General features: G+C 69.6%; 22 protein-coding genes and 3 pseudogenes. 16 read left to right on the top strand and 9 right to left on the bottom strand.

The features are described from left to right. The first annotated feature begins 105 nt into the window (after positions 1–105). The 4 genes from ectA to thpD are packed head-to-tail and all read left to right on the top strand — an operon-like array spanning position 106 to position 3,258. Complete coding sequence (gene ectA, locus QQM39_RS35370) at positions 106–612, top strand: diaminobutyrate acetyltransferase (RefSeq protein ID WP_302001648.1); 507 nt, start codon at positions 106–108, stop codon at positions 610–612. A gap of 31 nt (positions 613–643) precedes the next feature. Beyond that, positions 644–1,915, top strand: a complete 1,272-nt coding sequence (gene ectB / locus QQM39_RS35365) for a diaminobutyrate--2-oxoglutarate transaminase (RefSeq protein WP_302001647.1) — start codon at positions 644–646, stop codon at positions 1,913–1,915. A 28-nt stretch (positions 1,916–1,943) separates the two neighbouring features. Next, positions 1,944–2,348, top strand: a complete 405-nt coding sequence (locus QQM39_RS35360; RefSeq protein WP_302001646.1) for an ectoine synthase — start codon at positions 1,944–1,946, stop codon at positions 2,346–2,348. A 7-nt stretch (positions 2,349–2,355) separates the two neighbouring features. Next, the gene (gene thpD / locus QQM39_RS35355) at positions 2,356–3,258 is read left to right on the top strand and encodes an ectoine hydroxylase (RefSeq protein WP_302001645.1); all 903 of its coding nucleotides are present in this window, start codon (positions 2,356–2,358) and stop codon (positions 3,256–3,258) included. 79 nt (positions 3,259–3,337) lie between these two features. Here thpD and QQM39_RS35350 read toward each other — a convergent pair whose 3' ends face one another. From QQM39_RS35350 to QQM39_RS35340, 3 genes and pseudogenes are all read right to left on the bottom strand, one after another. After that, positions 3,338–4,390 carry an aminotransferase class V-fold PLP-dependent enzyme gene (locus QQM39_RS35350; RefSeq protein WP_302001644.1) on the bottom strand — a complete coding sequence of 351 codons (1,053 nt, stop codon included), beginning with the start codon at positions 4,388–4,390 and terminating at the stop codon, positions 3,338–3,340. A gap of 99 nt (positions 4,391–4,489) precedes the next feature. After that, positions 4,490–5,206: a DsbA family oxidoreductase gene (locus tag QQM39_RS35345; protein WP_302001643.1), complete on the bottom strand. Its 717-nt coding sequence runs from the start codon at positions 5,204–5,206 to the stop codon at positions 4,490–4,492. 76 nt (positions 5,207–5,282) lie between these two features. Then, a pseudogene (locus tag QQM39_RS35340) lies at positions 5,283–5,492 on the bottom strand (GNAT family N-acetyltransferase); the annotation flags it as partial. A 1-nt stretch (position 5,493) separates the two neighbouring features. Between QQM39_RS35340 and QQM39_RS35335 the strand changes: the two are divergent. Further along, positions 5,494–6,006: pseudogene (locus tag QQM39_RS35335) on the top strand (MFS transporter); the annotation flags it as partial. Here QQM39_RS35335 and QQM39_RS35330 read toward each other — a convergent pair. Next, positions 5,966–6,574, bottom strand: a complete 609-nt coding sequence (locus tag QQM39_RS35330; protein ID WP_302001642.1) for a DUF1349 domain-containing protein — start codon at positions 6,572–6,574, stop codon at positions 5,966–5,968. The pseudogene QQM39_RS35335 and the gene QQM39_RS35330 overlap by 41 nt on opposite strands. 151 nt (positions 6,575–6,725) lie before the next feature. Then, entirely contained in the window at positions 6,726–8,255 is a 1,530-nt protein-coding gene (locus tag QQM39_RS35325) for an aldehyde dehydrogenase (NADP(+)) (protein WP_302001641.1), read from the bottom strand. Between the two features lie 133 nt (positions 8,256–8,388). Here QQM39_RS35325 and QQM39_RS35320 point away from each other — a divergent pair, with 133 nt between their 5' ends. From QQM39_RS35320 to QQM39_RS35295, 6 genes are all read left to right on the top strand, one after another. Next, entirely contained in the window at positions 8,389–9,162 is a 774-nt protein-coding gene (locus QQM39_RS35320) for an IclR family transcriptional regulator (RefSeq protein WP_004002235.1), read from the top strand. A gap of 60 nt (positions 9,163–9,222) precedes the next feature. After that, a complete protein-coding gene (locus QQM39_RS35315) occupies positions 9,223–9,693 on the top strand; it encodes a GNAT family N-acetyltransferase (protein WP_302001640.1) in 471 nt (156 codons plus the stop codon). Positions 9,694–9,773: 80 nt separating this feature from the next. Further along, entirely contained in the window at positions 9,774–10,775 is a 1,002-nt protein-coding gene (locus QQM39_RS35310) for a hypothetical protein (protein WP_302001639.1), read from the top strand. Beyond that, a complete protein-coding gene (locus tag QQM39_RS35305) occupies positions 10,772–12,088 on the top strand; it encodes a sensor histidine kinase (RefSeq protein WP_302001638.1) in 1,317 nt (438 codons plus the stop codon). Before QQM39_RS35310 ends, QQM39_RS35305 begins: the two co-directional genes overlap by 4 nt. Positions 12,089–12,093: 5 nt before the next feature. Next, on the top strand, positions 12,094–12,756 hold the full coding sequence (locus QQM39_RS35300) for a response regulator transcription factor (RefSeq protein WP_302003843.1): 663 nt from the start codon (positions 12,094–12,096) through the stop codon (positions 12,754–12,756). 55 nt (positions 12,757–12,811) lie between these two features. Then, a complete protein-coding gene (locus QQM39_RS35295) occupies positions 12,812–14,257 on the top strand; it encodes a penicillin-binding transpeptidase domain-containing protein (RefSeq protein ID WP_302001637.1) in 1,446 nt (481 codons plus the stop codon). 33 nt (positions 14,258–14,290) lie between these two features. Here the strand turns inward: QQM39_RS35295 and QQM39_RS35290 are convergent, their stop codons facing one another. Beyond that, positions 14,291–15,742, bottom strand: coding sequence for an NCS2 family permease (locus QQM39_RS35290; RefSeq protein WP_302001635.1), 1,452 nt, complete (start codon positions 15,740–15,742; stop codon positions 14,291–14,293). Between the two features lie 250 nt (positions 15,743–15,992). Here QQM39_RS35290 and QQM39_RS35285 point away from each other — a divergent pair, with 250 nt between their 5' ends. From QQM39_RS35285 to QQM39_RS46330, 4 genes and pseudogenes are all read left to right on the top strand, one after another. Next, positions 15,993–16,559, top strand: coding sequence for a SigE family RNA polymerase sigma factor (locus QQM39_RS35285; protein WP_302001634.1), 567 nt, complete (start codon positions 15,993–15,995; stop codon positions 16,557–16,559). Continuing rightward, the gene (locus QQM39_RS35280) at positions 16,556–17,407 is read left to right on the top strand and encodes a hypothetical protein (protein WP_302001633.1); all 852 of its coding nucleotides are present in this window, start codon (positions 16,556–16,558) and stop codon (positions 17,405–17,407) included. Before QQM39_RS35285 ends, QQM39_RS35280 begins: the two co-directional genes overlap by 4 nt. Before the next feature lie 82 nt (positions 17,408–17,489). After that, entirely contained in the window at positions 17,490–18,320 is an 831-nt protein-coding gene (locus QQM39_RS35275) for a pectate lyase (RefSeq protein ID WP_302001632.1), read from the top strand. Between the two features lie 18 nt (positions 18,321–18,338). Next, positions 18,339–18,470: pseudogene (locus tag QQM39_RS46330) on the top strand (hypothetical protein); the annotation flags it as partial. A gap of 87 nt (positions 18,471–18,557) precedes the next feature. Here QQM39_RS46330 and QQM39_RS35270 read toward each other — a convergent pair. Continuing rightward, positions 18,558–19,712, bottom strand: a complete 1,155-nt coding sequence (locus QQM39_RS35270) for a right-handed parallel beta-helix repeat-containing protein (protein ID WP_302001631.1) — start codon at positions 19,710–19,712, stop codon at positions 18,558–18,560. A 244-nt stretch (positions 19,713–19,956) separates the two neighbouring features. On the opposite strand from QQM39_RS35270, the gene QQM39_RS35265 reads away from it, so the two are divergent. Further along, positions 19,957–22,185 carry a family 43 glycosylhydrolase gene (locus tag QQM39_RS35265; protein WP_302001630.1) on the top strand — a complete coding sequence of 743 codons (2,229 nt, stop codon included), beginning with the start codon at positions 19,957–19,959 and terminating at the stop codon, positions 22,183–22,185. A gap of 3 nt (positions 22,186–22,188) precedes the next feature. On the opposite strand, the gene QQM39_RS35260 is transcribed toward QQM39_RS35265, so the two are convergent. Further along, positions 22,189–22,986, bottom strand: coding sequence for an HAD family acid phosphatase (locus QQM39_RS35260; RefSeq protein ID WP_302001629.1), 798 nt, complete (start codon positions 22,984–22,986; stop codon positions 22,189–22,191). Between the two features lie 100 nt (positions 22,987–23,086). Continuing rightward, a complete protein-coding gene (locus QQM39_RS35255; RefSeq protein WP_302001628.1) occupies positions 23,087–24,202 on the bottom strand; it encodes a chondroitinase-B domain-containing protein in 1,116 nt (371 codons plus the stop codon).

The following is a 24,202-nucleotide window of genomic DNA, read 5'->3' as shown; positions in this document are numbered from 1 at the left end:
CCGTCTCGCGCCGCCACTCACGCCCGCGTGATAACACACCCGGCCCTCACACGTAACCCCTCACGGCCATGCAATTTCGAATTTCCCTCGGTAAATTCAATTCGCATGACTGCCGCACAAGCAGACCTGCAAATCGACCGTCCGGCGGTGGCCGACGGGGCCGCGCTGTGGCGGATTGCCAGAGACTCCAAGGCCCTCGACCTGAACTCGTCGTACAGCTATCTGCTGTGGTGCCGCGACTTCGCCGGCACATCGGCCGTCGCCCGCGACGAGCGCGGGGAGCCGGTCGGCTTCGTCACCGGGTACGTACGGCCGGAGCGTCCGCGCACCCTGCTCGTCTGGCAGGTGGCCGTGGACGACGCGCACCGCGGCCGCGGGATCGCCGCCGCGCTGCTCGACGGGCTCGTCGCACGAGTCGGTGTCGAGTACGGCGTCACGAGCGTCGAGACCACCATCACCCCGGGCAACACCGCCTCCGAGCGGCTGTTCGGCTCCTTCGCCGAGCGGCACGGCGCCGCCCTGGAGCGCGACGTGCTGTTCGACGCCGGCCTGTTCCCGGACGGACCGCACGACCCCGAAGTCCTGTACCGCATCGGCCCCCTCTCCCTCTGACCTCCCCCCACGCACCGAGGAGCGATTCGTCGTGACCATCACCCAGCCCGACCTCAGCGTCTTCGAGACCCTGGAGTCCGAGGTACGCAGCTACTGCCGCGGCTGGCCCACCGTCTTCGACCGCGCGCGCGGCAGCCGCATGTACGACGAGGACGGCCACGAGTACCTGGACTTCTTCGCCGGGGCCGGCTCCCTGAACTACGGGCACAACAACCCGGTCCTGAAACGGGCGTTGATCGACTACCTGGAGCGGGACGGCGTCACGCACGGGCTCGACATGTCCACCAGCGCCAAGCGTGCCTTCCTGGAGTCCTTCCAGAACATCGTGCTGCGGCCGCGCGACCTGCCGTACAAGGTCATGTTCCCGGGCCCCACGGGCACGAATGCCGTCGAGTCGGCGCTGAAGCTGGCGCGGAAGGTGAAGGGGCGCGAGGCCATCGTCTCGTTCACCAACGCCTTCCACGGGATGTCCCTCGGCTCGCTCGCCGTCACCGGCAACGCCTTCAAGCGGGCCGGCGCCGGGATCCCGCTCGTGCACGGCACGCCCATGCCGTTCGACAACTACTTCGACGGCACGGTCGAGGACTTCCTGTGGTTCGAGCGGCTGCTCGAGGACCAGGGGTCCGGGCTCAACAAGCCCGCCGCCGTGATCGTCGAGACCGTGCAGGGCGAGGGCGGCATCAACGTCGCCCGCCGGGAGTGGCTCCAGGCGCTCGCCGCACTGTGCGAGCGGCAGGACATGCTGCTCATCGTCGACGACATCCAGATGGGGTGCGGTCGGACCGGTGCCTTCTTCTCCTTCGAGGAGGCGGGCATCACCCCCGACATCGTCACCGTGTCCAAGTCGATCAGCGGCTACGGACTGCCCATGTCGCTCTGCCTGTTCAAGCCCGAGCTGGACATCTGGGAGCCGGGCGAGCACAACGGCACCTTCCGCGGCAACAACCCCGCCTTCGTCACGGCCACCGCCGCCCTGGAGACGTACTGGGCGGACGGGTCCGCGATGGAGAAGCAGACCCGGGGGCGCGGCGAGCAGGTCGAGCAGGCGCTCATCTCCATCACCGAGGAGAACCTCGCCGACGTGAAGGAGTACCGCGGGCGCGGGCTCGTGTGGGGCCTGGAGTTCCACGACAAGGAGCGCGCCGGACGCGTGGCGCACCGCGCGTTCGAACTCGGGCTGCTCATCGAGACGTCGGGCCCCGAGAGCGAGGTCGTGAAGCTGCTTCCGGCGCTCACGATCACCCCGGAGGAACTGGACGAGGGACTCAGCGTCCTCGCCCGCTCCGTCCGGGAAACCATCTGAAACACCACCTAGGAGGCATCGCAGCACCGTGATCGTCCGTTCGTTCAAGGACATCGAAGGAACCGACCGCCATGTGAAATCGGCGTCCGGCACCTGGGAGAGCAAGCGCATCGTCCTCGCCAAGGAGAAGGTCGGCTTCTCCCTGCACGAGACGATCCTGTACGCGGGTACGGAGACGTCGATGTGGTACGCGAACCACATCGAGGCCGTCGTCTGCGTCGAGGGCGAGGCCGAGCTGACCGACCACGAGACCGGGCGGACGCACTCGATCACGCCCGGGACCATGTACCTCCTGGACGGGCACGAGAGGCACACGCTGCGGATCAAGGAGGACTTCCGCTGCCTCTGTGTCTTCAACCCGCCCGTGACCGGCCGGGAGGACCACGACGAGAACGGCGTGTACCCGCTGCTCACCGAGCCCGAGGAGGTGTGAGAAACCCATGACCACCGCCATGACCGCGAACGTCACCGATCTCTACCCCAGCCGCGGCGCCACCGAGGTGGCGACCCCGCGTCAGGACCCCGTCGTCTGGGGCTCCCCCGACACGCCCGGTCCGATCACGACCACCGACCTGCAGTCCTTCGAGCGCGACGGCTTCCTCGCCATCGACCGGCTCATCACCGAGGACGAGGTCGCGGTCTACGCGCAGGAGCTGGAGCGGCTGGTCACCGACCCGGCGATCCGTGCGGACGAGCGCTCGATCATCGAGCCGCAGTCCAAGGAGATCCGGTCCGTCTTCGAAGTGCACAAGATCAGCGAGGTGTTCGCCTCCCTGGTGCGCGACGAGCGGGTCGTCGGCCGGGCCCGGCAGATCCTCGGCTCGGACGTGTACGTCCACCAGTCGCGGATCAACGTCAAGCCGGGCTTCGGGGCGAGCGGCTTCTACTGGCACTCGGACTTCGAGACCTGGCACGCCGAGGACGGTCTGCCCAGCATGCGGACGGTGTCCGTCTCGATCGCCCTGACCGAGAACTACGACACCAACGGCGGGCTCATGATCATGCCCGGCTCGCACAAGACCTTCCTCGGGTGTGCGGGGGCCACGCCGAAGGACAACTACAGGAAGTCCCTCCAGATGCAGGACGCGGGCACCCCGTCCGACGAGGCGCTCACCGCCATGGCCTCCGAGTACGGCATCAAGCTCTTCACGGGCAAGGCCGGTTCGGCGACCTGGTTCGACTGCAACTGCATGCACGGCTCCGGCGACAACATCACGCCGTTCCCGCGCAGCAACGTGTTCATCGTGTTCAACAGCGTGGAGAACACGGCCGTCGAGCCCTTCGCGGCTCCGGTACGGCGACCTGAGTTCATCGGCGCGAGGGACTTCACCCCCGTGAAGTGACCCTCACAGCCACACAGGCGACGCGGCCGCTCCCGTACGTTCCGTACGGCGGCCGCGTCGCCTTTTCGCCCCTCGGCATTCAGGGAGACAGGGCGTCCAGCAGCCGGTCGACGTCCTCGGGGGTGTTGTAGAGGTGGAAGGAGGCGCGCAGGTTGCCCGCGCGGTCCGAGACCTCGATTCCGGCCGCGCTCAGCTCGGGCTGGCGGTGGCCGAGTCCGGGCACGGACACGATGGCCGAGCCGGGTGCGGGCACCGGTGCGTGGCCGAGGTCGTCGAGACCGGACCGGAAGCGGTCGGCGAGGGCGAGGTCGTGGGCGCGTACGGCGTCCACGCCGAGTTCCTCGAGGAGTTCGAGGGAGCGGCGCAGTCCGGCGAAGCTGAACAGGGCCGGGGGCAGGTCGAACCGGCGGGCGGAGTGGGCGAGTTCGGTCACCGGGCCGTAGCAGCTGTCCCACGGGTTCTCTCCGGCGACCCAGCCGGCCAGGAGCGGCAGCAGTCCGCCGAAGTCCTCCGGCACGACGAGGAAGCCCGCGCCGTGCGGGCCCATCAGCCACTTGTAGCAGACGGACACGGTGAAGTCGTATGCGTCGGCCTCCATCGGCAGCCAGGCGCCGGCCTGGGAGAAGTCGACGTACGTACGCGCGCCGTGCTCGCGGGCGGCCTCGCGCAGGGCGGGCAGGTCGGCGATCCGGCCGTCGGCGGACTGCGCGGCGCTGACCGCGACGAGCACGGTGCCGGGCCGCACGGACTCGGCGAGCCGCTCCAGCGGCACGATGCGCACCTTGAGGTCGCCGCGGGCGTGGAAGGGGTTCACGACGGAGGTGAAGTCGTCCTCGGCGGTGAGGACTTCGGCGCCCGCGGGCAGCGAGGCCGCGACCAGCCCGGTGTAGGCGGCGACGGACGAACCCGCCGCCACCCGCTCGACGGGGACGCCGGCCAGCCGGGCGAAGGCGGCCCGGGCGGCCTCGACGTCCGCGTGCAGCGGGCCCAGTGGCCTGCCCTCGGCCCGCATGCGTGCCGCCTCGGCGAGGGCGGCCACGGTGCGGGCCGGGAGCAGCCCGGTGCTCGCGGTGTTGAGATAGACGTTCTTCGGGGCGAACTCGGCACGGACGAGGCTCTCGAAGGTCTCCATGGCTCCACTGTGGGCCCTGAAGACCTCTCGGTCCATTGCGATTCTTTACGTGGTTTCGCTAAGCAGCGCTTATAGATCGGCCCCGACCTGCGGACTTGCTCAGTGCCGCGGCACCGCGCACCCTTCCGGACCGCAGCCGTCCGCGTCACCCTGCTCGATCAGCGTCAGCGGCGACCGCTCGCCCCACGCCTGGGTCAGCGCCTGCTGGAAGACCTCGGCGGGCTGGGCGCCGGAGACGCCGAACTTGCGGTCGAGGACGAAGAACGGCACACCGTTGGCACCGAGCTGGGCCGCCTCGCGCTCGTCGGCGCGGACGTCGTCGGCGTAGGCGTTCGGGTCGGCGAGGACCCTGCGGACGTCGTCGGCGTCGAGCCCGGCCGCGACGGCCAGCTCCACGAGCCGCTCGTCGCCCTCGGAGAAGACGGACCGCTCCTCGGCGAAGTTCGCCCGGTAGAGGATCTGGATCAGCTCGTCCTGCTTGCCGTGCTCCTTGGCGAGGTGCAGGAGTCGGTGCATGTCGAAGGTGTTGCCGTGGTCGCGGCCCTCGGTGCGGTAGTCGAGCCCCTCCGCGGCGGCCTGCGCGCCGAGGTTCTCCTCGCCGGCCTGCGCCTGTGCCGCGCTCATCCCGTACTTCTTCGTGAGCATGGTGATCACGGGCTGGATGTCGCCCTTGGCCCGCCCGGGGTCCAGCTCGAACGAGCGGTGCACCACCTCGACCTGGTCGCGGTGCGGGAAGGCCTCCAGCGCCTTCTCGAAGCGGGCCTTGCCCACATAGCACCAGGGGCAGGCGATGTCGCTCCAGATCTCGACGCGCATGTCTGTGGCTCTCTCCGGCTCGTACGGATGCGGAGGCTCTCTCCGCTCCGGTACGTGAACGTTCAAATAGCCGCGTTCATTCCCCGGTCACGGAGAAGCGCAGGAACAGGTGGTGGTCGCCGTCGGCGGGCGGGTTCTCCGGGTCGGGGATCCAGCCCTGGCGGGCGTAGAAGGCCTGGGCGCGCCGGTTGTCGACGTGTACGTCGAGAACGGCCGTGCGCTTGCCGTCCGCCCGCCACTCCTCGACGCAGGCCGTGTGCAGGGCCGTACCGACGCCGCCGCGCCAGGTGTTCGTCTTCTCGCTCTTCTTCCAGCAGGTGCAGGGCCGTTCCGCACTCCAGGCCGGGCTGATGTTCCTGCCGATGACGGGCCTGATCGCGGTGACGAACGTGGCGGCGGGCAAGCTCGCGGGCCGCTACGGCGCCCGGGTGCCCATGGTGGTGGGGCAGGGCCTGGCCGTCGCAGGGCTGCTCGCGATGCTGTACGTCGACTCCGGGACGTCTCCCGCCCTGGTGGCCCTGCTCCTCGTCCCCATGGCGTTGGGCTGCGCACTGACGGTGCCGCCGCTGACGGCGGCGATGCTGGACGCCGTACCCGCCGAGCGGGCGGGGCTGGCGGCCGGCGTCCTCAACTCGGCGCGGCAGATGGCCGGGGCGCTGGGCATCGCCGCCTTCGGGGCGCTGATCTCCGACAGCTTCGTGACGGGGATGCGGCTGAGCCTGGTGATCAGCGCGGGCCTGCTGGCGGTGACGGGCCTGCTCAGCTTCCGTCTCGCAGGTCCTTCGGCCAGTTCGGCCTGAACTCGATGTGGTCGTACGTCACGACACAGCCCTCCCCCATCGGCGACTGGGTCATGAAGCCGACCAGGGCGGCGTCCGCCTCCTTCTCCTCGCCCAGGGTGAAGAGCCGGACGAAGGTCCAGCGCTCACCGTCCCGGGAGGCGTGGAAGGCGAAGGCACGCCCGGTCCGGCTCACCCGCAGCCAGACCGAACTCCCCTCCACGGTGAAGGAGTTGGCGTCGTCGGAGTGCCCCCGGGTGACCACCGTGCAGACGGTGGGCACGTCCGGGGAGTACTCCAGGCAGAGCTTGGCCCAGGCCCGTTCCCCGACATGGACGTAGAGCACCCCGGCGTCGAAGGCGGCGGCGAACCCGACGGTGACGCGGGCGATGAGCTGAAAGTCGCCCTCGGGCGCGCCGAGAAGACGCGGTGCGTCGGAGGCGGGGTCGAGGGCCTCATCGGTGGGCGGCACGAACCGGTCCTGCCGGGGGCCGGCCCATCCGGAGAGGATGCCGTCCTCGTAGGCCCAGTGGCCGTCGGGGCCGTAGGTGCGGAGCAGGAAGGGCAGTTCGGGAAGTTCGACGTCCATCGCCTCAGTGTCTCAGCAGAACGTGTGCAGCATCTTGAGAGCGCCGGGATCTGCAACGCCTTGAAGGGGCGCGGGGAACTGCGCGCGACCAGCCACTGCGGACCGGCACCGCGCAACGCACCCGCACCCCTACGGCGAATCCCGCGGAGCGTTATCGCTCCAAACGCCCGTTGAACCTGCGAGGCAGTCCCAGCGGATTGTCGTCGCGGAGCTCCTTGGGCAGCAGCGCCTCAGGCGCCCCCTGATAGGCAACCGGCCTCATCCACCGCTCGATCGCCGTACCGCCGACCGACGTCGACGTCGAGGTCGTCGCCGGGTAAGGCCCACCGTGATGCTGGGCCGGCGCGACGGCAACCCCCGTCGGCCACCCGTTCACCAGCACGCGCCCGGCCAGCGGCGTCAGCTCCGCGAGGATCTCCGCACCGCGGCCCTCACCCGCCGCCTCCTCGGCCGACAGATGAACCGTCGCCGTGAGGTTGCCGGGCAGCCGGGACAGCACGGCCCGCGCCTGCTCGTCGTCGTCGTAGCGGGCCACCACCGTCACCGGCCCGAAGCACTCCTCGAGGAGCAGGTCGTACGCCCCCTCACTCGTCAGCTTCTCGGCCGCGACCGTGAGGAACCCGGCGCTGACCGTGTGCTCGCCCCCCGCACCCGGCGTCACCGGGGTCTCCACGTCGGGGAGCTCGGCACGCTCGGCGACCCCGGCGACGAAGTTGTCCCGCATGCGGTGGTCGAGGAGGACACCGGCGTCGGTGTCGCTCACGGCGTCCGTGAGCGACTTGACCAGGCCGTCACCCGCGGCACCGGACGGCACCAGCACCAGGCCAGGCTTCACACAGAACTGCCCGACGCCCAGCGTCATCGAGCCCGCGAGCCCCGTACCGATCGCCTCGGCGCGCTCGGCCGCCGCGGCCTCGGTGATCACGACGGGGTTCAGCGACCCCAGCTCACCGTGGAACGGGATCGGCACCGGCCGTGCGGCCGCCGCGTCGAAGAGGGCGCGGCCACCCCGGATCGAACCGGTGAAGCCGGCCGCGGTGACCAGCGGGTGCTTGATCAGCTCGATGCCCGCCTCGAAGCCGTGCACGAGGCCGATGACACCCTCGGGGATGCCGTGCTCGGCGGCGGCCCGCCGCAGGACGGCCGCGACCAGCTCGGACAGCGCCGGGTGGTCGGGGTGGGCCTTGACGACGACCGGGCAGCCCGCGCCGAGCGCGCTCGCGGTGTCGCCGCCGGCGACGGAGAAGGCGAAGGGGAAGTTGGACGCCGAGTAGACGGCGACGACGCCGAGGGGCACCTTGTAGCGGCGCAGATCCGGGATCGGCGGGGTCGCGGTGTCGTCGGGGTGGTTGATGACGACGTCCAGGAAGGCGCCCTCGTCGACGATGTCGGCGAAGGACCGCAGCTGGTAACAGGTGCGGGCGAGTTCGCCGGTGAGGCGGACCGGGCCGAGCGCGGTCTCCGCGTCGGCGGCCTCGACGAGCTGGTCCTTGGCCGCCTGGAGCTTGTCGGCGGCGGTGCGCAGGAAGGCCGCGCGGACCGTGCGGTCGGCCAGGGCGCCGCGCGCGTCGTGCGCGGCGCGGACGGCGGCGTCCACCTCCTGGGCTGTGGCCTCCACCGCAACCTGTTCACGCTGCTTCCCGGTTCGGGGGTCGACACTCCAGACTGGTACTACTGCCACCGCGGGTCCCTCCACACATGTATTGCCGCAGTACGGGGTCATCCACCAGGGTCGTTCGATATGCTGAACGCTGTCTCTGATGATGAATATGCTGTCGGAGACTATTTCCCGTCGAACGAAGGGGTCAAGGGCGATGTCGGCTGGCGAGACGGGCGGCGGGGCGCAGGTCAAGTCCGCGGTACGGACGGTTGAACTGCTCGAATACTTCGCCGGACGCCCCGGCATGCACTCCCTCGCGTCGGTCCAGGAGGCCGTCGGATACCCCAAGTCCAGCCTCTACATGTTGCTGCGCACCCTCGTCGAGCTGGGCTGGGTGGAGACGGACGCGACGGGCACGCGGTACGGCATCGGCGTTCGGGCGCTGCTGGTCGGCACCTCCTACATCGACGGCGACGAGGTGGTCGCGGCGGCCCGTCCGACGCTGGACCGCCTGTCGGACGACACGACCGAGACGATCCACCTGGCCCGTCTGGACGGCACGAACGTCGTCTACCTGGCCACCCGCCAGTCCCAGCACTACCTGCGCCCCTTCACCCGGGTCGGCCGTCGCCTGCCCGCCCACTCGACCTCCCTCGGCAAGGCGCTGCTGAGCACCTACACGGACGAACAGGTCCGCAAGATGCTCCCGGAGACGTTGCCCGCGCTGACCGAGAACACCATCACCGACCGCGAGAAGCTCATCGAGGAGCTCCACCAGGTCCGCGAGCAGGGCTTCGCCGTCGACCGCGAGGAGAACACGTTGGGGCTGCGCTGCTTCGGCGTCGCGATTCCGTACCGCACCCCGGCCCGCGACGCGATCAGCTGCTCGGTGCCGGTGGCCCGGCTGACCCCCGCCCACGAGCAGATGGTGAAGGACGCGCTGTTCGACGCACGCGACAGACTGACGCTGGCCACGCGGAGGCTCTGACTCCGTCGCAGATCCTGATCTCCCCCGCAGGCCGTGATCTCCCTCGTAGGCTCTGACCCCATGGATGTGGAACTCCGCGAGGTGCACGACAGCGACCTGCCGGTTTTCTACCGGCAGCTGAACGACCCGGAGGCCCTGCGCATGGCGGCCTTCACCCCCAAGGACCCGGCCGACTGGGACGCCTTCGACGCGCACTGGAAACGGATCCGGTCCTCGGACGACGTCCTGCGGACGATCCTGGCCGACGGTGATGTGGTGGGCAGTACCGCTGTGTACGGGGAGCCGGGCGAGCGCGAGGTGACGTACTGGGTGGACCGGGCGTACTGGGGCCGGGGCATCGCCACGGCCGCCCTGCGCGGGCTGCTCACCGAGGTCCCCGAACGCCCGCTGTACGCCCGGGCGGCGGCGGACAACGCGGGCTCGCTGCGGGTGCTGCACAAGTGCGGGTTCCGGGTCACGGCGCAGGCGAGGGGCTTCGCGAACGCGCGGGGCGAGGAGATCGACGAGGTCGTCCTCCACCTGGGGGGCTGAGGGCCTCTCCCCCGTCAGACGGAGACGGATCATCGCCGTGCAGGAGGTGCCGACCGGCGCTCTCGCGGGAGCGTGGCCGTATGACGCAGACACTCGCTCCCGCCCAGGAGACCGACCACGCCGTCGAGCTCGGCAGATCCCGTCGCGCCCTGCGGGCCGTCGCCATCGTCTCCTGCCTGCCGTATCTCTCGCTCAAGATCGCCTGGATCGCCGGGAGCCGGATCGGCATCCCGGACGGCAGCTCCCTGCTGGAGCACCGGGCGAGCATGGCCGTCGCCAACAGCGTCACCGTGCTCATGGACGCGGCCGTCATCGTGCTCGCGCTGGTGCTGACCCGGCCGTGGGGGCTGCGGGTGCCCGCGTGGCTGCTCGTCCTCCCTGCCTGGGTGGCCACCGGACTGCTCGCGCCGATCATGGCCGGGTTCCCGCTCCAGGTGCTCGTCGACGCGCTCGGCGGGCCCACGAACACCACCGCAGCCGATGGTGAACCGTTCCTCGACGCCTGGGTCTTCGGGGTCGTCTACACCGGGTTCATCGTGCAGGGACTCAGCCTCGGCGCCCTGCTCGTGCTGTACGCCCGTGACCGCTGGGGCCGGCTGTGGGAGGGACGGATCTGGGAGCTTCCGGTCGGCCTCATCGGGGCGGCCCAGCGGGCGGTCGCCGTCGCGGCGGCCGGGTGCGGGCTGCCGCCGCTGACCGCCCACCTGCTGTGGGCGTGCGGCGGCACCACCGGGCTGGCCGAGGCCCACCTCGCCGACCGCACCAGTGGTTTCTACGTCATGGAGGCTCTGTCCGCCCTGTTCCTCGCCATGGCCGTCACCGGCGGCCTCCTCCTCGCCTTCCGGCGCGGCCGGGCGCTGCCCGTCGGGCTGCCCCTCACCCTCGCCTGGGTCGGCTCCGCCGCCACGGTCTGCTGGGCGGGCTGGCTGTCGCTGGCCCCGCTCACCGACATCGCCGACGGCCCGACACCGGTGCTGAGCCTCACCTACGCTGGCCAGATGATCGTCGGCATCCTCGTCGCCTGCCTCGGCGTCCACTTCCTCGCGGAGCGCTCCGCGAGGCAGAAGTGCCGTACGGCATGAGTGAGTTCGTCCGCCATCTGTTCGGGCGGCGGGCGCGTCGGCGCTGGATCCATCTGATCCTCGGCGGCGCGCTCGCCATGCCGTACGTCTTCGTGGGCCAGCTCGTCGTCGGCCCCGCCACCGACTCCAGGTACGTCTTCCAGGACCTGCCCCTGCAACTGCTCTCCTTCACCGTCGGGTTGCCCCTCGCCGCCCTCACCGCCGCCCTGTTCCCGCTGACCCGGTCCCTGGAGGCGGGTGCCGTGCGGTCGCTGTGCGGTGTCGACGCGGGGCTGCTCGCCCACGGCCCCGCCCGGACGCGGGCGGCGAAGGGGCGTGCGGCGGCCTGGTTCACGCTGCATCTCGGGTTCGGCGGGATCATCTCGGGGATGTCGCTGGCGGTGCCGCCGTTCGCGGGCTTCCTCGCCGCACTGCCGCTGATCGTCTGGCTGGGCGGTGCCGAGGCCGTCGAGTTGCCTGAATCCCTCGCCCAGCCCTGGGTGTTGGCGCTCGCGCCGGTCGCGGGCGTGGCGACCCTGCTCGCGCTCGCCGGCTGCGCGGCCGTCTCCGGCGCGCTCCTCGCCCGCTGGGCGCCCGCGTTGCTCGGCCCGACGCCCGAGGACCGGCTCGCGGCGGCCGAGGCACGCGCCGCCGACCTCGCCGTGCGCAACCGGCTCGCGCGCGAGCTGCACGACTCCGTGGGCCACGCCCTCAGCGCCGTCACCCTCCAGGCGAGCGCGGCCCGCCGACTCCTCGACGCGGACCCGGAGTTCGTTCGCGAGGCCCTCGCCGCGATCGAGGACACGACCCGGCGCACGGTCGGCGAACTCGACGCCGTCCTGGGTGTGTTGAGGGACGGCGGCGCACCCGGTACGGCCCCGGCGCCGACCCTCGCCGCCGACCTCGACGGACTGCTGCGCCGCACCCGCGCGGGCGGGGCGCGGGTGACCGCCACGCTCGCCGCCGACGCCGAGGCCCTGCCGCCCGTCCTGGCCCGCGAGGGCTACCGCATCGTGCAGGAGGGGTTGAGCAACGCCCTCAAGCACGCCGGTGACCAGGTGAGGGTGAGTCTGCGGATCGAGGTCGCCGACGAGCACCTGGAGATCACCGTCGAGAACCCCCTGGCCCACGCCTCCCCCTGCCGCCCCGGCGGCGGCCACGGCCTGCGCGGCATCGCCGACCGGGCGCGGCTGCTGGGCGGAACGGTGGAGGCGGGGACGGTGGAGGCGGGAGCGGCGGAGGCCGGGGCGGCAGCGACGGGACCGGCGAAGGCCGGCACGACGAAGGGCACCTGGCGACTGCACGTACGGCTGCCCATGAAGGGAGCCGCATGACGAGCATGACGACCAGCCCACCCATCCGCATCGTCCTCGCCGACGACGAGCGCATGGTCCGCACCGCCCTGCGCGCCATCCTCTCCGCCGAGCCGGACCTGGAGGTGGTCGGTGAGGCGGCGACCGGGGCCGAGGCGGTGTCCGTCGTGCGGGAGCGGCGGCCCGACGTGGTCCTCATGGACGTCCGTATGCCGGAGATCGACGGCATACGGGCGACCGAGCAGATCCTGGCCACGCTCGACGAACCTCCCCGCGTTGTCGTCGTCACCACCTTCGAGAACGACTCCTATGTGTACGACGCCCTGCGCGCGGGAGCCGCCGGGTTCCTGTTGAAGCGGGCGGAGGCCGACGTGCTCGTCCAGGCCGTACGGCTGGTCTCGCGCACCGACACCCTGCTGTTCCCGTCGGCCGTACGCAGCCTCGCGGCCGAGCACGCGCGCGCGTACCCCGCGCCTCCGCCCTGGCTGGGGAAGCTCACGGGCCGCGAGAGCGAGGTGCTGCGGCTGATGGCGCGGGGCCTGACCAACGCGGAGATCGCGCGGCGCATGGAGGTCGGTCCGGCCACCGTGAAGTCGCATGTGGCGGCGGTGCTGGCGAAGACCGGCACCCGGGACCGCACGCAGGCCGTGATCGCCGCCTACGAGGCGGGCTTCATGAACGCTCGATGAGAAAACAGGGCGGAAGGGAACGTTCCGCCCCATCCTGATCGTCTTCTTGAGTGGGATGAACAAGACGATCAGGCGGGCGTCCGTCTTCGCGCTGCTGCTGGTGTTCGCTCTGCTGGTCAGGGCGACCTGGGTGCAGTTCTACGAAGGCCAGGCGCTCGCGGACGACAAGGACAACCGGCGGAACACGATCGCGCTGTACAGCGAGCCGCTCGGCAACATCATCGTGGGCGGCGAAGCCATCACCGGCTCGGCGCGGACGAAGAGCGGTGACCTCGCCTACAAGCGGACGTACACCGACGGCGCGCTGTACTCGGCCGTCACCGGCTACAGCTCGCAGGCGTACGGCGCCACGCAGTTGGAGGGCATCTACCAGGACCTGCTCGACGGCAGCGACACCCGCCTGAAGAGCGTGATGGACACGATCACCGACAAGCGGGCCGATCCGGGCAATGTGATCACGGCGATCGACCCGGATGTGCAGAAGGCCGCGTACGACGCGCTCGGCGACAACAAGGGCGCCGCCGTCGCGATCGACCCCACCACGGGGAAGATCCTCGCGGTCGTCTCCACACCGTCGTACGACCCGTCGCGGATCACCACGGGCGACTCGGCCGCCTGGAAGCAGCTGACCCAGGACGCCGACAAGCCGATGACGAACCGCGCGCTGCGCCAGCCGCTGCCGCCGGGTTCTACGTTCAAGCTGGTGGTGGCGGCGGCCGCGCTGGAGGACGGCCTGTACACGTCGGTGGACGAGAAGACGGACAGCCCGGACCCGTACCCGCTGCCGCAGTCCAGCGACAAGCTGACGAACGAGAACCCGTCCGCCCCGTGCGAGAACGCCTCGATCCGGGTGGCTCTCCAGTACTCGTGCAACAACGTCTTCGGGAGCATGGCCGTCGCCCTCGGCCAGGACAAGGTCAGGGCGATGGCGGAGAAGTTCGGCTTCAACGACGAGGAGCAGGACGTACCGGTGCGGGCGTACACCAGCGTGTACCCCTCCGACATGGACGACGCGTCGACCGCCCTGACCGGCATCGGCCAGTTCGACGTCACCGCGACCCCGCTGCAGATGGCCATGGTGTCGGCTGCCATAGCCAACGACGGCAAGCTGGTCTCGCCGCACATGGTGTCGCAGATCACCGACGGCGGCGACGACGTCCTGGAGAACTACGACGACAACACCGAGACCAAGGAGATCGTCAGCTCCGACACCGCCGAGCAACTCCAGTCGGCCATGCAGACGGTCGTCGAGAAGGGCACCGGCACGAACGCGCAGATCTCGGGCGCGACGGTGGGCGGCAAGACGGGCACGGCCCAGCACGGCGAGAACAACAGCAAGACGCCGTACGCCTGGTTCACGTCCTACGGGAAGGCCGACGGCAAGGAGGTCGCCGTGGCCGTGGTCGTCGAGCAGTCGAACGCGGCGCGCTCGGAGGTCAGCGGTAACGGGCTGGCGGCGCCGGTGGCCAAGGCCGTGATGGAGGCCGCGCTGAAGAACTAGCGAAGGGCCCCGGCTCAACACCGGGGCTCTTCCCTACTTCACGCCCAGGATCTGCTCGATCGGGTTGATGGAGAAGTACACCAGGAACAGCACCGAGGTCCCCCACAGCAACCAGTGGATCTCCTTCGCCTTCCCCAGCACCACCTTGATCACGACGTAGGCGAGGAACCCCGCCCCGATGCCGTTGGTGATCGAGTACGTGAACGGCATCACGGCGATGGTCAGGAACGCCGGGATGGCGATCTCGTACTTGTCCCAGTCGATGTGCTTGACCTGGGTCATCATCAGGAAGCCGACGGCGACGAGGGCGGGGGCGGCCGCCTGGAGCGGGACGATCGTGAGCAGCGGGGTCAGGAAGAGGGCCAGGGCGAACATGCCGCCGGTGATCAGGTTGGAGAAGCCCGTGCGCGCGCCCTCGCCGACGCCCGCGGCCGACTCGATGTAGGAGGTCGCGGAGGACGACGAGGCCGCACCGCCGGCGGCGGCAGCGGCGCCGTCGATCAGCAGCACCCGGCCGAGGTTGGGTACCTTGCCCTGCTCGTCGAGGAGACCGGCCTCCGCGCTGATGCCGACGACCGTGCCCATGGTGTCGAAGAAGTCGGACAGGATCAGCGTGAAGATCAGCAGGACGACGGTGATGGCCGTGGTCTCGCCGAACGCGCCGAACAGGCTGAAGTCGCCGATGAGTCCGAAGTCGGGGGTGTCGACCACCTTGTCGGGCCAGGCCGGTGTGGTCAGGCCCCAGGCCTTGATGTCGGCGATCGAGTTGATGACCATCGCGACGACCGTCATCGTCACGATGCTGATCAGGATGGCGCCCTTCACCTTGCGGGCGAGCAGGGCGATCGTCAGCAGAACACCGAGACAGAAGACGAGGATCGGCCACCCGGTGAGCGTGCCGGTGCCGCCCAGCTGAACCGGGACGGTGGTGTTCGCGGCGTCCGGGATGCGGCTGACGAACCCGGCGTCGACGAAGCCGATGAAGGCGATGAACAGGCCGATGCCGACACTGATCGCCTGCTTGAGCGGTTGCGGGATGGCGTGCATGACGGCCTCGCGCAGCCCGGTGACCACGAGCACGCAGATCAGCAGGCCTTCGAGGACGACCAGGCCCATCGCGTCGTCCCAGGACATCAACGGGGCGATCTGGAAGGCGACGACGGCGTTGAGGCCCAGGCCGGCGGCGAGCGCGAGCGGGAGGTTGCCGCCGACGCCCATGATGATCGTCATGACCGCGGCCACCAGGGCGGTGGCGGTGGTGAGTTGGACGGCGTCCAACTGGTGGCCGAACTTGTCCTTCGCGCTGCCGAGGATGATGGGATTCAGGACAAGGATGTAGGCCATCGTGAAGAACGTGGCGAAGCCGCCGCGTATCTCACGGGCGAAGGTGGACCCCCGTGCGGAGATCTTGAAGAACCGGTCGACGCTGTTCACGCCTGGTGGCGGGGCACTTGGCCGGTCGGTCACCTTCTGGGATTCGGACATGGCGGTCGCTCCTTGTTGCCTGACTGATCGGTGTGCGGATGCTGGCTGGATTGTTCCCGCGTTGAACGCGTTTCAGGTTTTCTCCGTGTTACGGAATCAGGGCTGCTCACCGTACGGCCTGCCATACGGCGTTCGAAGTCCCGTACGACTAAGCGCTCGATCACTGCTACGCTTCCGGATCTCAAATCCGGATGACCTCCGGATGATCACACGTCATTCACATGACACACACAGGCAGGGGGGGTCGCCCGTGGGCACGGTCGTCGACGACGCCGCCTCCGTGGAGTTCCACGCCTTCTTCGAACGCCACTACGCCGAACTGTCCCGCCTCGCCCATCTGTTGACGGGCGAGGCGGACGCCGCGGACGATCTGGCGGCGGACGCGTTGCTGGCACTGTGGCACCGCTGGGACCGGGTACGCGCGGCCGACCATCCGGTGGCCTACGCGCGCGGGGTGGTCGCCAATCTGGCCCGCACCAAAATCCGTAGCGCGGTACGGGAACGGCGGCGCATCGCCCTGTTCTGGTCGCAGCGCGAGGAGAAGACGGAGAACCCGGACGTCGCGGGCGTCGTCGACGTCCAGGAGGCGTTGCGTCGACTTCCGTTCCGCAAACGCGCCTGTGTGGTGCTGCGGCACGCCTTCGACCTGTCCGAGAAGGACACCGCCCTCGCCCTGGGCGTCTCGGTCGGTACGGTGAAGAGCCAGACCTCGAAGGGCATGGCCGAGTTGCAGCGGCTGCTCGGGGCACAGGGAGCTCCGCTCAGGGTGCACGCGGCGATGGCGCGCACCGGTGACGCCGGAGGAAGGGACCGATGACGATGCGGCGGGACGTGCACGACGAGCTGCGCGCCCGGCTGCACCAGGCGGCCGAGGCGCACGAGCCCGACCGGGAGCGGATCCTGGCCCGGATCGAGCGCGGCATGAGCGAACAGATCCGCCCCGACCACCGGGCGACCTGTCCGCCGGTCTACGGCTGGTTCCGGGTGGTGACCGCCACGGCCGCGGTCGCCGGTGTCCTCGCGGTCGGCGGGTACGCGGTCGCGTCCGCCGTGCGGGAGGACACCCCGCAGCAGACGGTGGCGACCTCGCCGACGCCCACGCCGTCGCCGGACGCGACGAGCCGCGCACCGGTGCCGCCGGTGAACCCCACGCCGGAGAAACCGCGGCAGACAGCCGAGCCGAGCAGGTCCCCCTCGCAGCAGCCGCCCGTGACCGCCCCGCTGCCGGCCGCCGAGGGCGAGGAGGACGGCCCGCTGTGGTCGGACGGCTCGGTGGACCCGCACAGCAACGACTTCTGGGCGCAGAGCAATCTCACCCTCAGGACGAGCGAGCAACTCACCGAGCTCACCGTGCGGTTGAAGGTCGCCCAGACCGGCGGGGTCACCTCGGCCGGCGCCTGGCGCTCGCTGCCCGAGGACGACTTCACGCTGACGGTCGAGGAGAAGGACGGCTTCCTCGTCTACACCTGGGTGCTCAAGGAGGGCCGTACGGTCCGCGAGGGCGAGTGGGTGTTCGCGGGGCAGTACGACCATGAGCGCGGCGGCCGGGACGCCAAGAACGACAGCTATGCGATGACGGCCGCGGCGGGCGGCGAACAGCTGTCCGTGGCAGGCGACTTCGCAGGTCACGACGACAACTCCGCCACAGACGAAGGGGATTCGTAAAAGAGTCCCGAAGGCGCGGCAACCCCTCCTTCACCGGGGGCGACCAAGAGTCGCAACGATCCCCCACGCAAGGAAACGGGTCATGACAGCACGAGCCGAACAGCGCGTCAGCCACCGCCGCAAGGTCACGAAGCGACGGGCGGTGATCGCCGGAGCCACGGCCTTGGGCATCACGGGTGCGGCGATCGTCACGACGACGTTACTGTCCTCCGCGGGCGCCGCCGCATCCTGGCCGACGGCCAAGGGCAAGCAGGCCGTGAGCAGCACGATCAAGGTCTCCGGTACCTATGACGGTGGCTACAAGCAGTTCTACGGCAGCGGCGCCCTGGGGGGTGACAGCCAGGAAGAGGGGCAGGACCCGGTCTTCCAGCTGGCGGACGGCGCGGTCCTCAAGAACGTGATCATCGGCACCCCGGCCGCCGACGGCGTGCACTGCCTGGGCAGCTGCACGCTGCAGAACGTGTGGTGGAACGACGTCGGCGAGGACGCGGCGACCTTCAAGGGCAAGTCCTCCTCGGCCGTGTACACGGTCTACGGCGGCGGCGCGAAGAACGGGTCGGACAAGGTCCTCCAGTTCAACGGCGCGGGCAAGCTGGTCGTCAGCAAGTTCCAGGTCGCGGGCTCGGGCAAGCTGGTGCGCAGTTGCGGCAACTGCTCCACGCAGTACAAGCGCACGATCATCATCAACGACGTCGACGTCACCGCGCCCATGAACTCCATCGTCGGCATCAACGCCAACTACGGCGACACGGCCGCCCTGCGCAAGGTCCGCATCCACGGCGACAGCGGCAAGAAGATCAAGACCTGCGTCCGCTTCCAGGGCAACAGCAGCGGCGACGAGCCGAAGGAGCTCGGCACCGGCCCGGACGGAACCTCCTGCAGGTTCTCGTCATCCGACCTCACGTACCAGTGAATGAACCGGCTCGGCGACTGGGTCTCGGCCGCCCCCACGGCTCCCACACAACCCTCGACGCGTTCCCTCACCACGGGTTCCTACCGCGGGAACAACCACACGTTCGTCTTCAGCGTCCCTAATAGTGCGTGGAAGACGGACACGACCCAGGACCTGCTGACCTGAGCCCCCCTCGGTCAGCAGAACAGAACGCCCCGCCGGTGACGACCGGCGGGGCGTTCTCCCTTGTACCGGGGGCTAGTTCATGGTCGAGCCGATGGTCGTGGAGCCCGTCGTGAGGAAGGTCGTCGCGGGCAGCGAGCCGTTCGAACCGCGGGCGCCGTACGCCGTGGTCGCGTCCTTCGACTTGAAGGACGGGGTCGCCACCCCGACGTCCCAGTTGTTCGCCGCGCTGACGGTCGACGACCCCAGCTTGGACAGCCCGCCCTTGTTGCTCACGGCGAGATTGCGGGCCGGCCGCGCCTTGCCGGTGGCGAAGTAGAAGCCGGAGGCGGTGTTGGCGTAGGCGGTGTTGCGGTTGAGGACGATCGCCCCGGTGCTGGAGTTCTCCGTGAAGCCGTGCAGCGTGTTGTCCCAGGCCGCGTTGTTGTTGACGACGTGCGCGACGGAGGCCCCTCCGCCGCCCAGCTTGAAGCCGTTGCCGTTGCCCTCGAAGGCGGAGTCGGCCCAGCGGTTCTTGCCGTTGCCGAAGGCCCAGGTGTGCTCGATGGTCACCGGCGAGGAGAACTGCCAGAGGTCGAGACCGTCATCGGAATTGTTGTAGAGGCGCGCCCCGGTGAGCTTGTTGCCCGTTCCTGAGCCGAACTTGATGGCGATCCCGTCGGCGTTCTGACCGTGCCCGGACGGGTCGTAGTTGCCGTAACTGTCCAGGTTCCGCACGAGGTTGTTCGTCGTACCGTCGCCGCGCAGGGTGAAGCCGGAGTCGCCGTTGTTCGCGGTGACCAGGTTCTTGAAGACGCCACCCACGGACGAGGTGGCGACGAAGCCCTGGGCCGGGGCGTTGACGAAGGTGAGGTTCTGGACGGTCCAGTAGTCGCCGTAGATCCCGGCCAGCCAGGAGCCGGCGGGCAGCTTGGCGCCGTCGATCCTCACCTTCTCGCTGCCGTACGCCCGCAGCGTGATCCGGGACGAACCGGTGCCGTTCGCCGTGGACTTGAGGGTGGCGGTCGGCTGGTAGGTGCCACCGCGGACCTGGATCGTCGTACCGGCGGCGGCGTTCTTGACGGCCGACTCCAGCTGAGCGGTGGTGGAGACGGTGACCGTCGTCGCGGCGGCCTCGGCGCCGCCGCCCGAAAGACCGAGGTAGACGCCGCCCGCCCCCGAGGCGACGGCGATCGCCGCGGCGATGGACAGGGTACGGGTCCTGCGGTGACGGCCGGCGCTCAAACGCACGGAGCGTTCCTTTCCTGGGGGATGGGGACGAAGCGGGCCGGAGGGGCCGCCCCGGCCCGCTTCTGGCATCTGGTCGCCGCCGTCACCGGGAAGGTTGCCGCACCCGCCGAAAGCGAGCGAAAGTTTCGGTCCCCGACCATCACCTGCGCACCGATTGACGCCCTGTCCCCCACCGATGACACTCCGAGTCAGCCGAACAAACAGAACCCCCCACTCGAACCCCCAGACTCACACAGGATGTGTCATGCGCCCCCGCACCGCCCGCACGCTCCTGACCCCCCTGATCCCCCTCCTGGCCCTCCTGCTCGGCCTGCTGGCCGCACCCCCCAGTACCGCGAACTCCGGAGCACCACCCGTGACACAGCCCGTCAGCCAGCCCAGGTACGCCGGCTATCTCTTCGCCTACTTCACCGGCGAGGGCACCGCCGACGGCGAGCAGATCCGCTACGCCCTCAGCCGCGGCAACGACGCGCTGCACTGGCGGGAGCTCAACGCCGGCAAGCCGGTCCTCACCTCCACGATCGGTGAGAAGGGCCTGCGCGACCCGTTCGTGATCCGCTCCCCCGAGGGCGACAAGTTCTACATGATCGCGACCGACCTGCGGATGTACCAGAACAGCAGCGGCAGTTGGGACCAGGTCCAGCGGCACGGCAGCAAGTCGATCATGGTCTGGGAGTCCACCGACCTGGTCCACTGGACCGACCAGCGCCTGGTGAAGGTCTCCCCCGAGAACGCGGGCAACACCTGGGCGCCGGAGGCGTACTGGGACGACAGCCTGGGTGAGTTCGTCGTCTTCTGGGCGTCGAAGCTGTACGCCGACGACGATCCCGACCACACCGGATCGACGTACAACAAGATGCTGTACGCGACCACGAAGGACTTCCGCACCTTCAGCGCGCCGAAGGTCTGGGACGACCCCGGCTACTCGGTGATCGACTCGACCGTGGTCAAGCACAAGGACACCTACTACCGCTACACCAAGGACGAGCGGGACCCCAGCTCCTCCAGCCCCTGCTCGAAGTTCATCACCGCGGAGAAGTCGACGAGCCTGACCGACACGTCGTACGACTTCGTGGCCGACTGCGTCGGCAGCGGCGCGATGGACCGGGGCGAGGGTCCGACGGTGTTCAAGTCGAACACCGAGGAGAAGTGGTACCTGTTCATCGACGAGTACGGCGGCCGCGGCTACGTCCCCTTCGAGACGACCGACCTCGACTCGGGCAGGTGGACCCCCTCCACCGACTACCAGCTGCCCGCCAGCCCCCGGCACGGCACGGTGATTCCGGTGACTCAGGCGGAGTACGACCGGCTGCTGGCCGCGTACCCCGCGAGCCCGGCCTCGGTCGTGGACGCGACGGCGCAGGACCAGAAGGGGTACGCGATCGTCACCGAGAGCGCCGCCAAGGTCGTGCTCCCGATGCGGCCGGACGCCGACCTCGGGCGCCTCGCCCCGAAGCTGTGGGTCGGTGAGGGCGCGACGGTCAGCCCGCGCTCCGGCACCCGGCGCGACTTCCGCAAGCCGCAGACGTACACGGTGACGGCTGCGGACGGCACGAAGCGCGCCTGGACGGTCGAGGCGGTACGGACCGGCAGTCCCGTCCTGCCGGGCCTCAACGCCGACCCGGACGTGCACTACCTCGACGGCGAGTACTGGATCTACCCGACGACGGACGGCTTCCAGGGCTGGAGCGGGACCAGGTTCAAGGCGTACTCGTCCAAGGACCTGGTCCACTGGAAGGACCACGGCGTGATCCTGGACCTGGGGCCGGACGTGAGCTGGGCCGACAAGTACGCCTGGGCGCCGGCGATCGCCGAGCGCGACGGCAAGTACTACTTCTACTTCTGCGCCGAGCAGCAGATCGGCGTGGCGGTGGCCGACTCACCGGCCGGCCCGTTCAAGGACGCGCTGGGCAAGCCGCTGGTCGCCAAGGGCGGTGCGCTCAGGGGCCAGATGATCGACCCGGCCGTCTTCACGGACGACGACGGGACGTCGTATCTCTACTGGGGCAACGGGCACGGGTACGTGGTCCCGCTGAACGACGACATGGTGTCGTACGACGCGTCCGAGGTGCAGGACATCACGCCCGACAACTTCCGCGAGGGATCCTTCGTGATCAAGCGGAAGGGCACCTACTACTTCATGTGGTCCGAGGACGACACCCGCAGCGAGAACTACCACGTCGCCTACGCCACGGGGCCGTCCCCGCTCGGCCCGTGGACCAAGCGGGGCACCATCCTGCAGAAGCGTCCCGAGTACGGGATCCTCGGCACGGGTCACCACTCCGTGGTCAACGCCCCCGGCACCGACGACTGGTACGCCGTCTACCACCGGTTCGCCCTGAACGGCCCCGGCAGGCCGGGCGGCGACGGCATGCACCGCGAGGCGACCATCGACCGGATGCGCTTCGCGGCCGACGGCACGATCGAGCCGGTGGTGCCGACGCTGGAGGGGATCAAGCCCGTACGGCGGTGAGGGTCAGCCGACGAAGTACGTCGGGTTGGGCAGCTTGTACGTCCGGTCCGCGTAGCCGCCCTCGAGGTCGCTGTACTGGTCGCCGAAGTTGGCGATGATCTCGTAGCCGAGGTCGTCCTCGATGTGCTGCCGGGTACCGGACTTGTACTGCACGGTCGTGCAGGTCCAGGTGCCCGGCGTGGCGCACTCGGCGAGGTAGGCGGGCGGGTTCGCCTTGTCCTTGAGGAACATGTGGTCGGCGTCGAGGTTCACCTCGACGCCGACCTTCTTCAGGTTCAGGGCGGCGGCGGAGCGCTGCGCCTCGCTCAGGCCCGAGTTGTAGAAGACCTCGACGCCCTTGGACTCGGCGTACCGGACCAGCTCCGGGCTGCCGAAGACGGCCGGGCGGTCGGCCTTGTTCACGTACTCGGCCCATGTGGTGCCGTCGTACGTGTAGTTGGTCTTCTTCTCGTAGTCGAGGCTGAGCAGCAGGGTGTCGTCGATGTCGAAGACGACGGCCGGCTTCTCGCCCTTGTGCAGCGCCTTGCGGGCCGCCTTGTCGATGTACTTCCGGGCGGCCTTGTCGATGCGCGCCAGGTCCTTGGCGTAGGGGCTGTTCTTGGACGCCTGGTACACGCCGTTCGCGTCGAGGGTGGTGCCGTAGTAGGTGTCGATGTCCTTGGCCAGCAGCCCTATGTTGTAGGGCTCGTGGGTGCTGTTCGCGGTCGACTGTCCGGCCGTGGCCGCGCCGGCGCCGTACAGGGCGGCACCGGCGACGGCACAGGCGGCGGTGACGGCCGCGATGCGCAGTGGTTTATGCATGACAAAGCTTTCTACGCGCGTCACCTGCCTGAGCGCGAGACCCGTTGCCCGATCTTTACCTCTCTCCCGGACGAACGGGTCTCGCGCTCCCCCGTGCAGGTCAGTCCATCGTCGCCCCGATGGTCGTGCTGCCCGTGGTCAGGAAGGTCGTCACCGGCAGCGCGCCGTTGGACCGGCGGGCGTTGTAGGTGCTCGACGCGTCGGTGGACCGGAAGGCCGGGGTCGATATCCCGGAGTCCCAGTTGTTGCCGGCCGACACCACCGACGAGCCCTTGCTCACCATGCCGCTGCCGTTGCTCACGGCGAGGTTCTTGCCGAGCCGGGCAGCGCCGGTGGCGAAGTAGTAGCCCCACTTGGCGTTGGCGTAGGCGGTGGTGCGGTTGATGACGATCGCGCCCCTGTTGCTGTTCTCGGTGAAACCGTTGCCGGCGTTGTCCCAGGCGGCGGAGTTGTTGACGACGTGCGCGACGACCTCGCCGTCGCCGCCCAGCTTGTAGCCGTTGCCGTCGCCCGCGAAGGCGGAGTCGGACCAGCGGTTCTTGCCGTTGCCGAACGCCCAGGTGTGCTCGACGGTGACCGGCGAGGAGAAGGACCAGAAGTCCAACCCGTCGTCCGAGTTGTTGTAGAGGCGGGCCCCGGTGATCAGGTTTCCGGTGCCGGAGCCGAACTTCACGGCGATGCCGTCGGCGTTCTCGCCGTGGGTGGCGGCGTCGTAGTGGCCGTAGGAGTCGATGTTCCGGACGGTGTTGTTGACCGTGCCGTCGCCGGTGAGCGTGAAGCCGGAGTCGCCGCCGTTGATGGTCTTGATGTTGTTCCAGTTGGTGCCGGTGCAGGACTGGCAGACGACCGCGCTGTCCGGGGAGTTCTGGAAGGTGAGGTTGGAGACGTTCCAGTAGTCCGCGGTGAGCTTGAAGATCCAGCCGCCGGAGGGGAGCGACGACCCGTCGATCTTCACCGTCTCCGAGCCGTACGCGGTGAGCGTGACGGGCGCCGACGAGGTGCCGTTGGCCGTGGACTGGAGCGTGGCCGTCGGGTAGTAGGTGCCGCCGCGGACCTGGATGACCGTTCCGGCGGTGGCGTTCTTGAGGGCGTTGGACAGGTCGGTCGAGTTGCTGACGACCACGGTCGCGGCCTGTGCCTGGGTGGGGAGCAGGGCGAGGCCGGCGCCGAGGGCGAGGGCCGTGCCGAGGGTGGTGAGAGCGGTACGACGAGTCAT

The organism is Streptomyces sp. DT2A-34, assembly GCF_030499515.1.
In the GTDB taxonomy this organism is placed as follows: Bacteria; Actinomycetota; Actinomycetes; order Streptomycetales; family Streptomycetaceae; genus Streptomyces.
The sequence above is the reverse complement of the archived record's forward strand: the minus strand, read 5'-3'. Positions and strand labels throughout refer to the sequence as shown.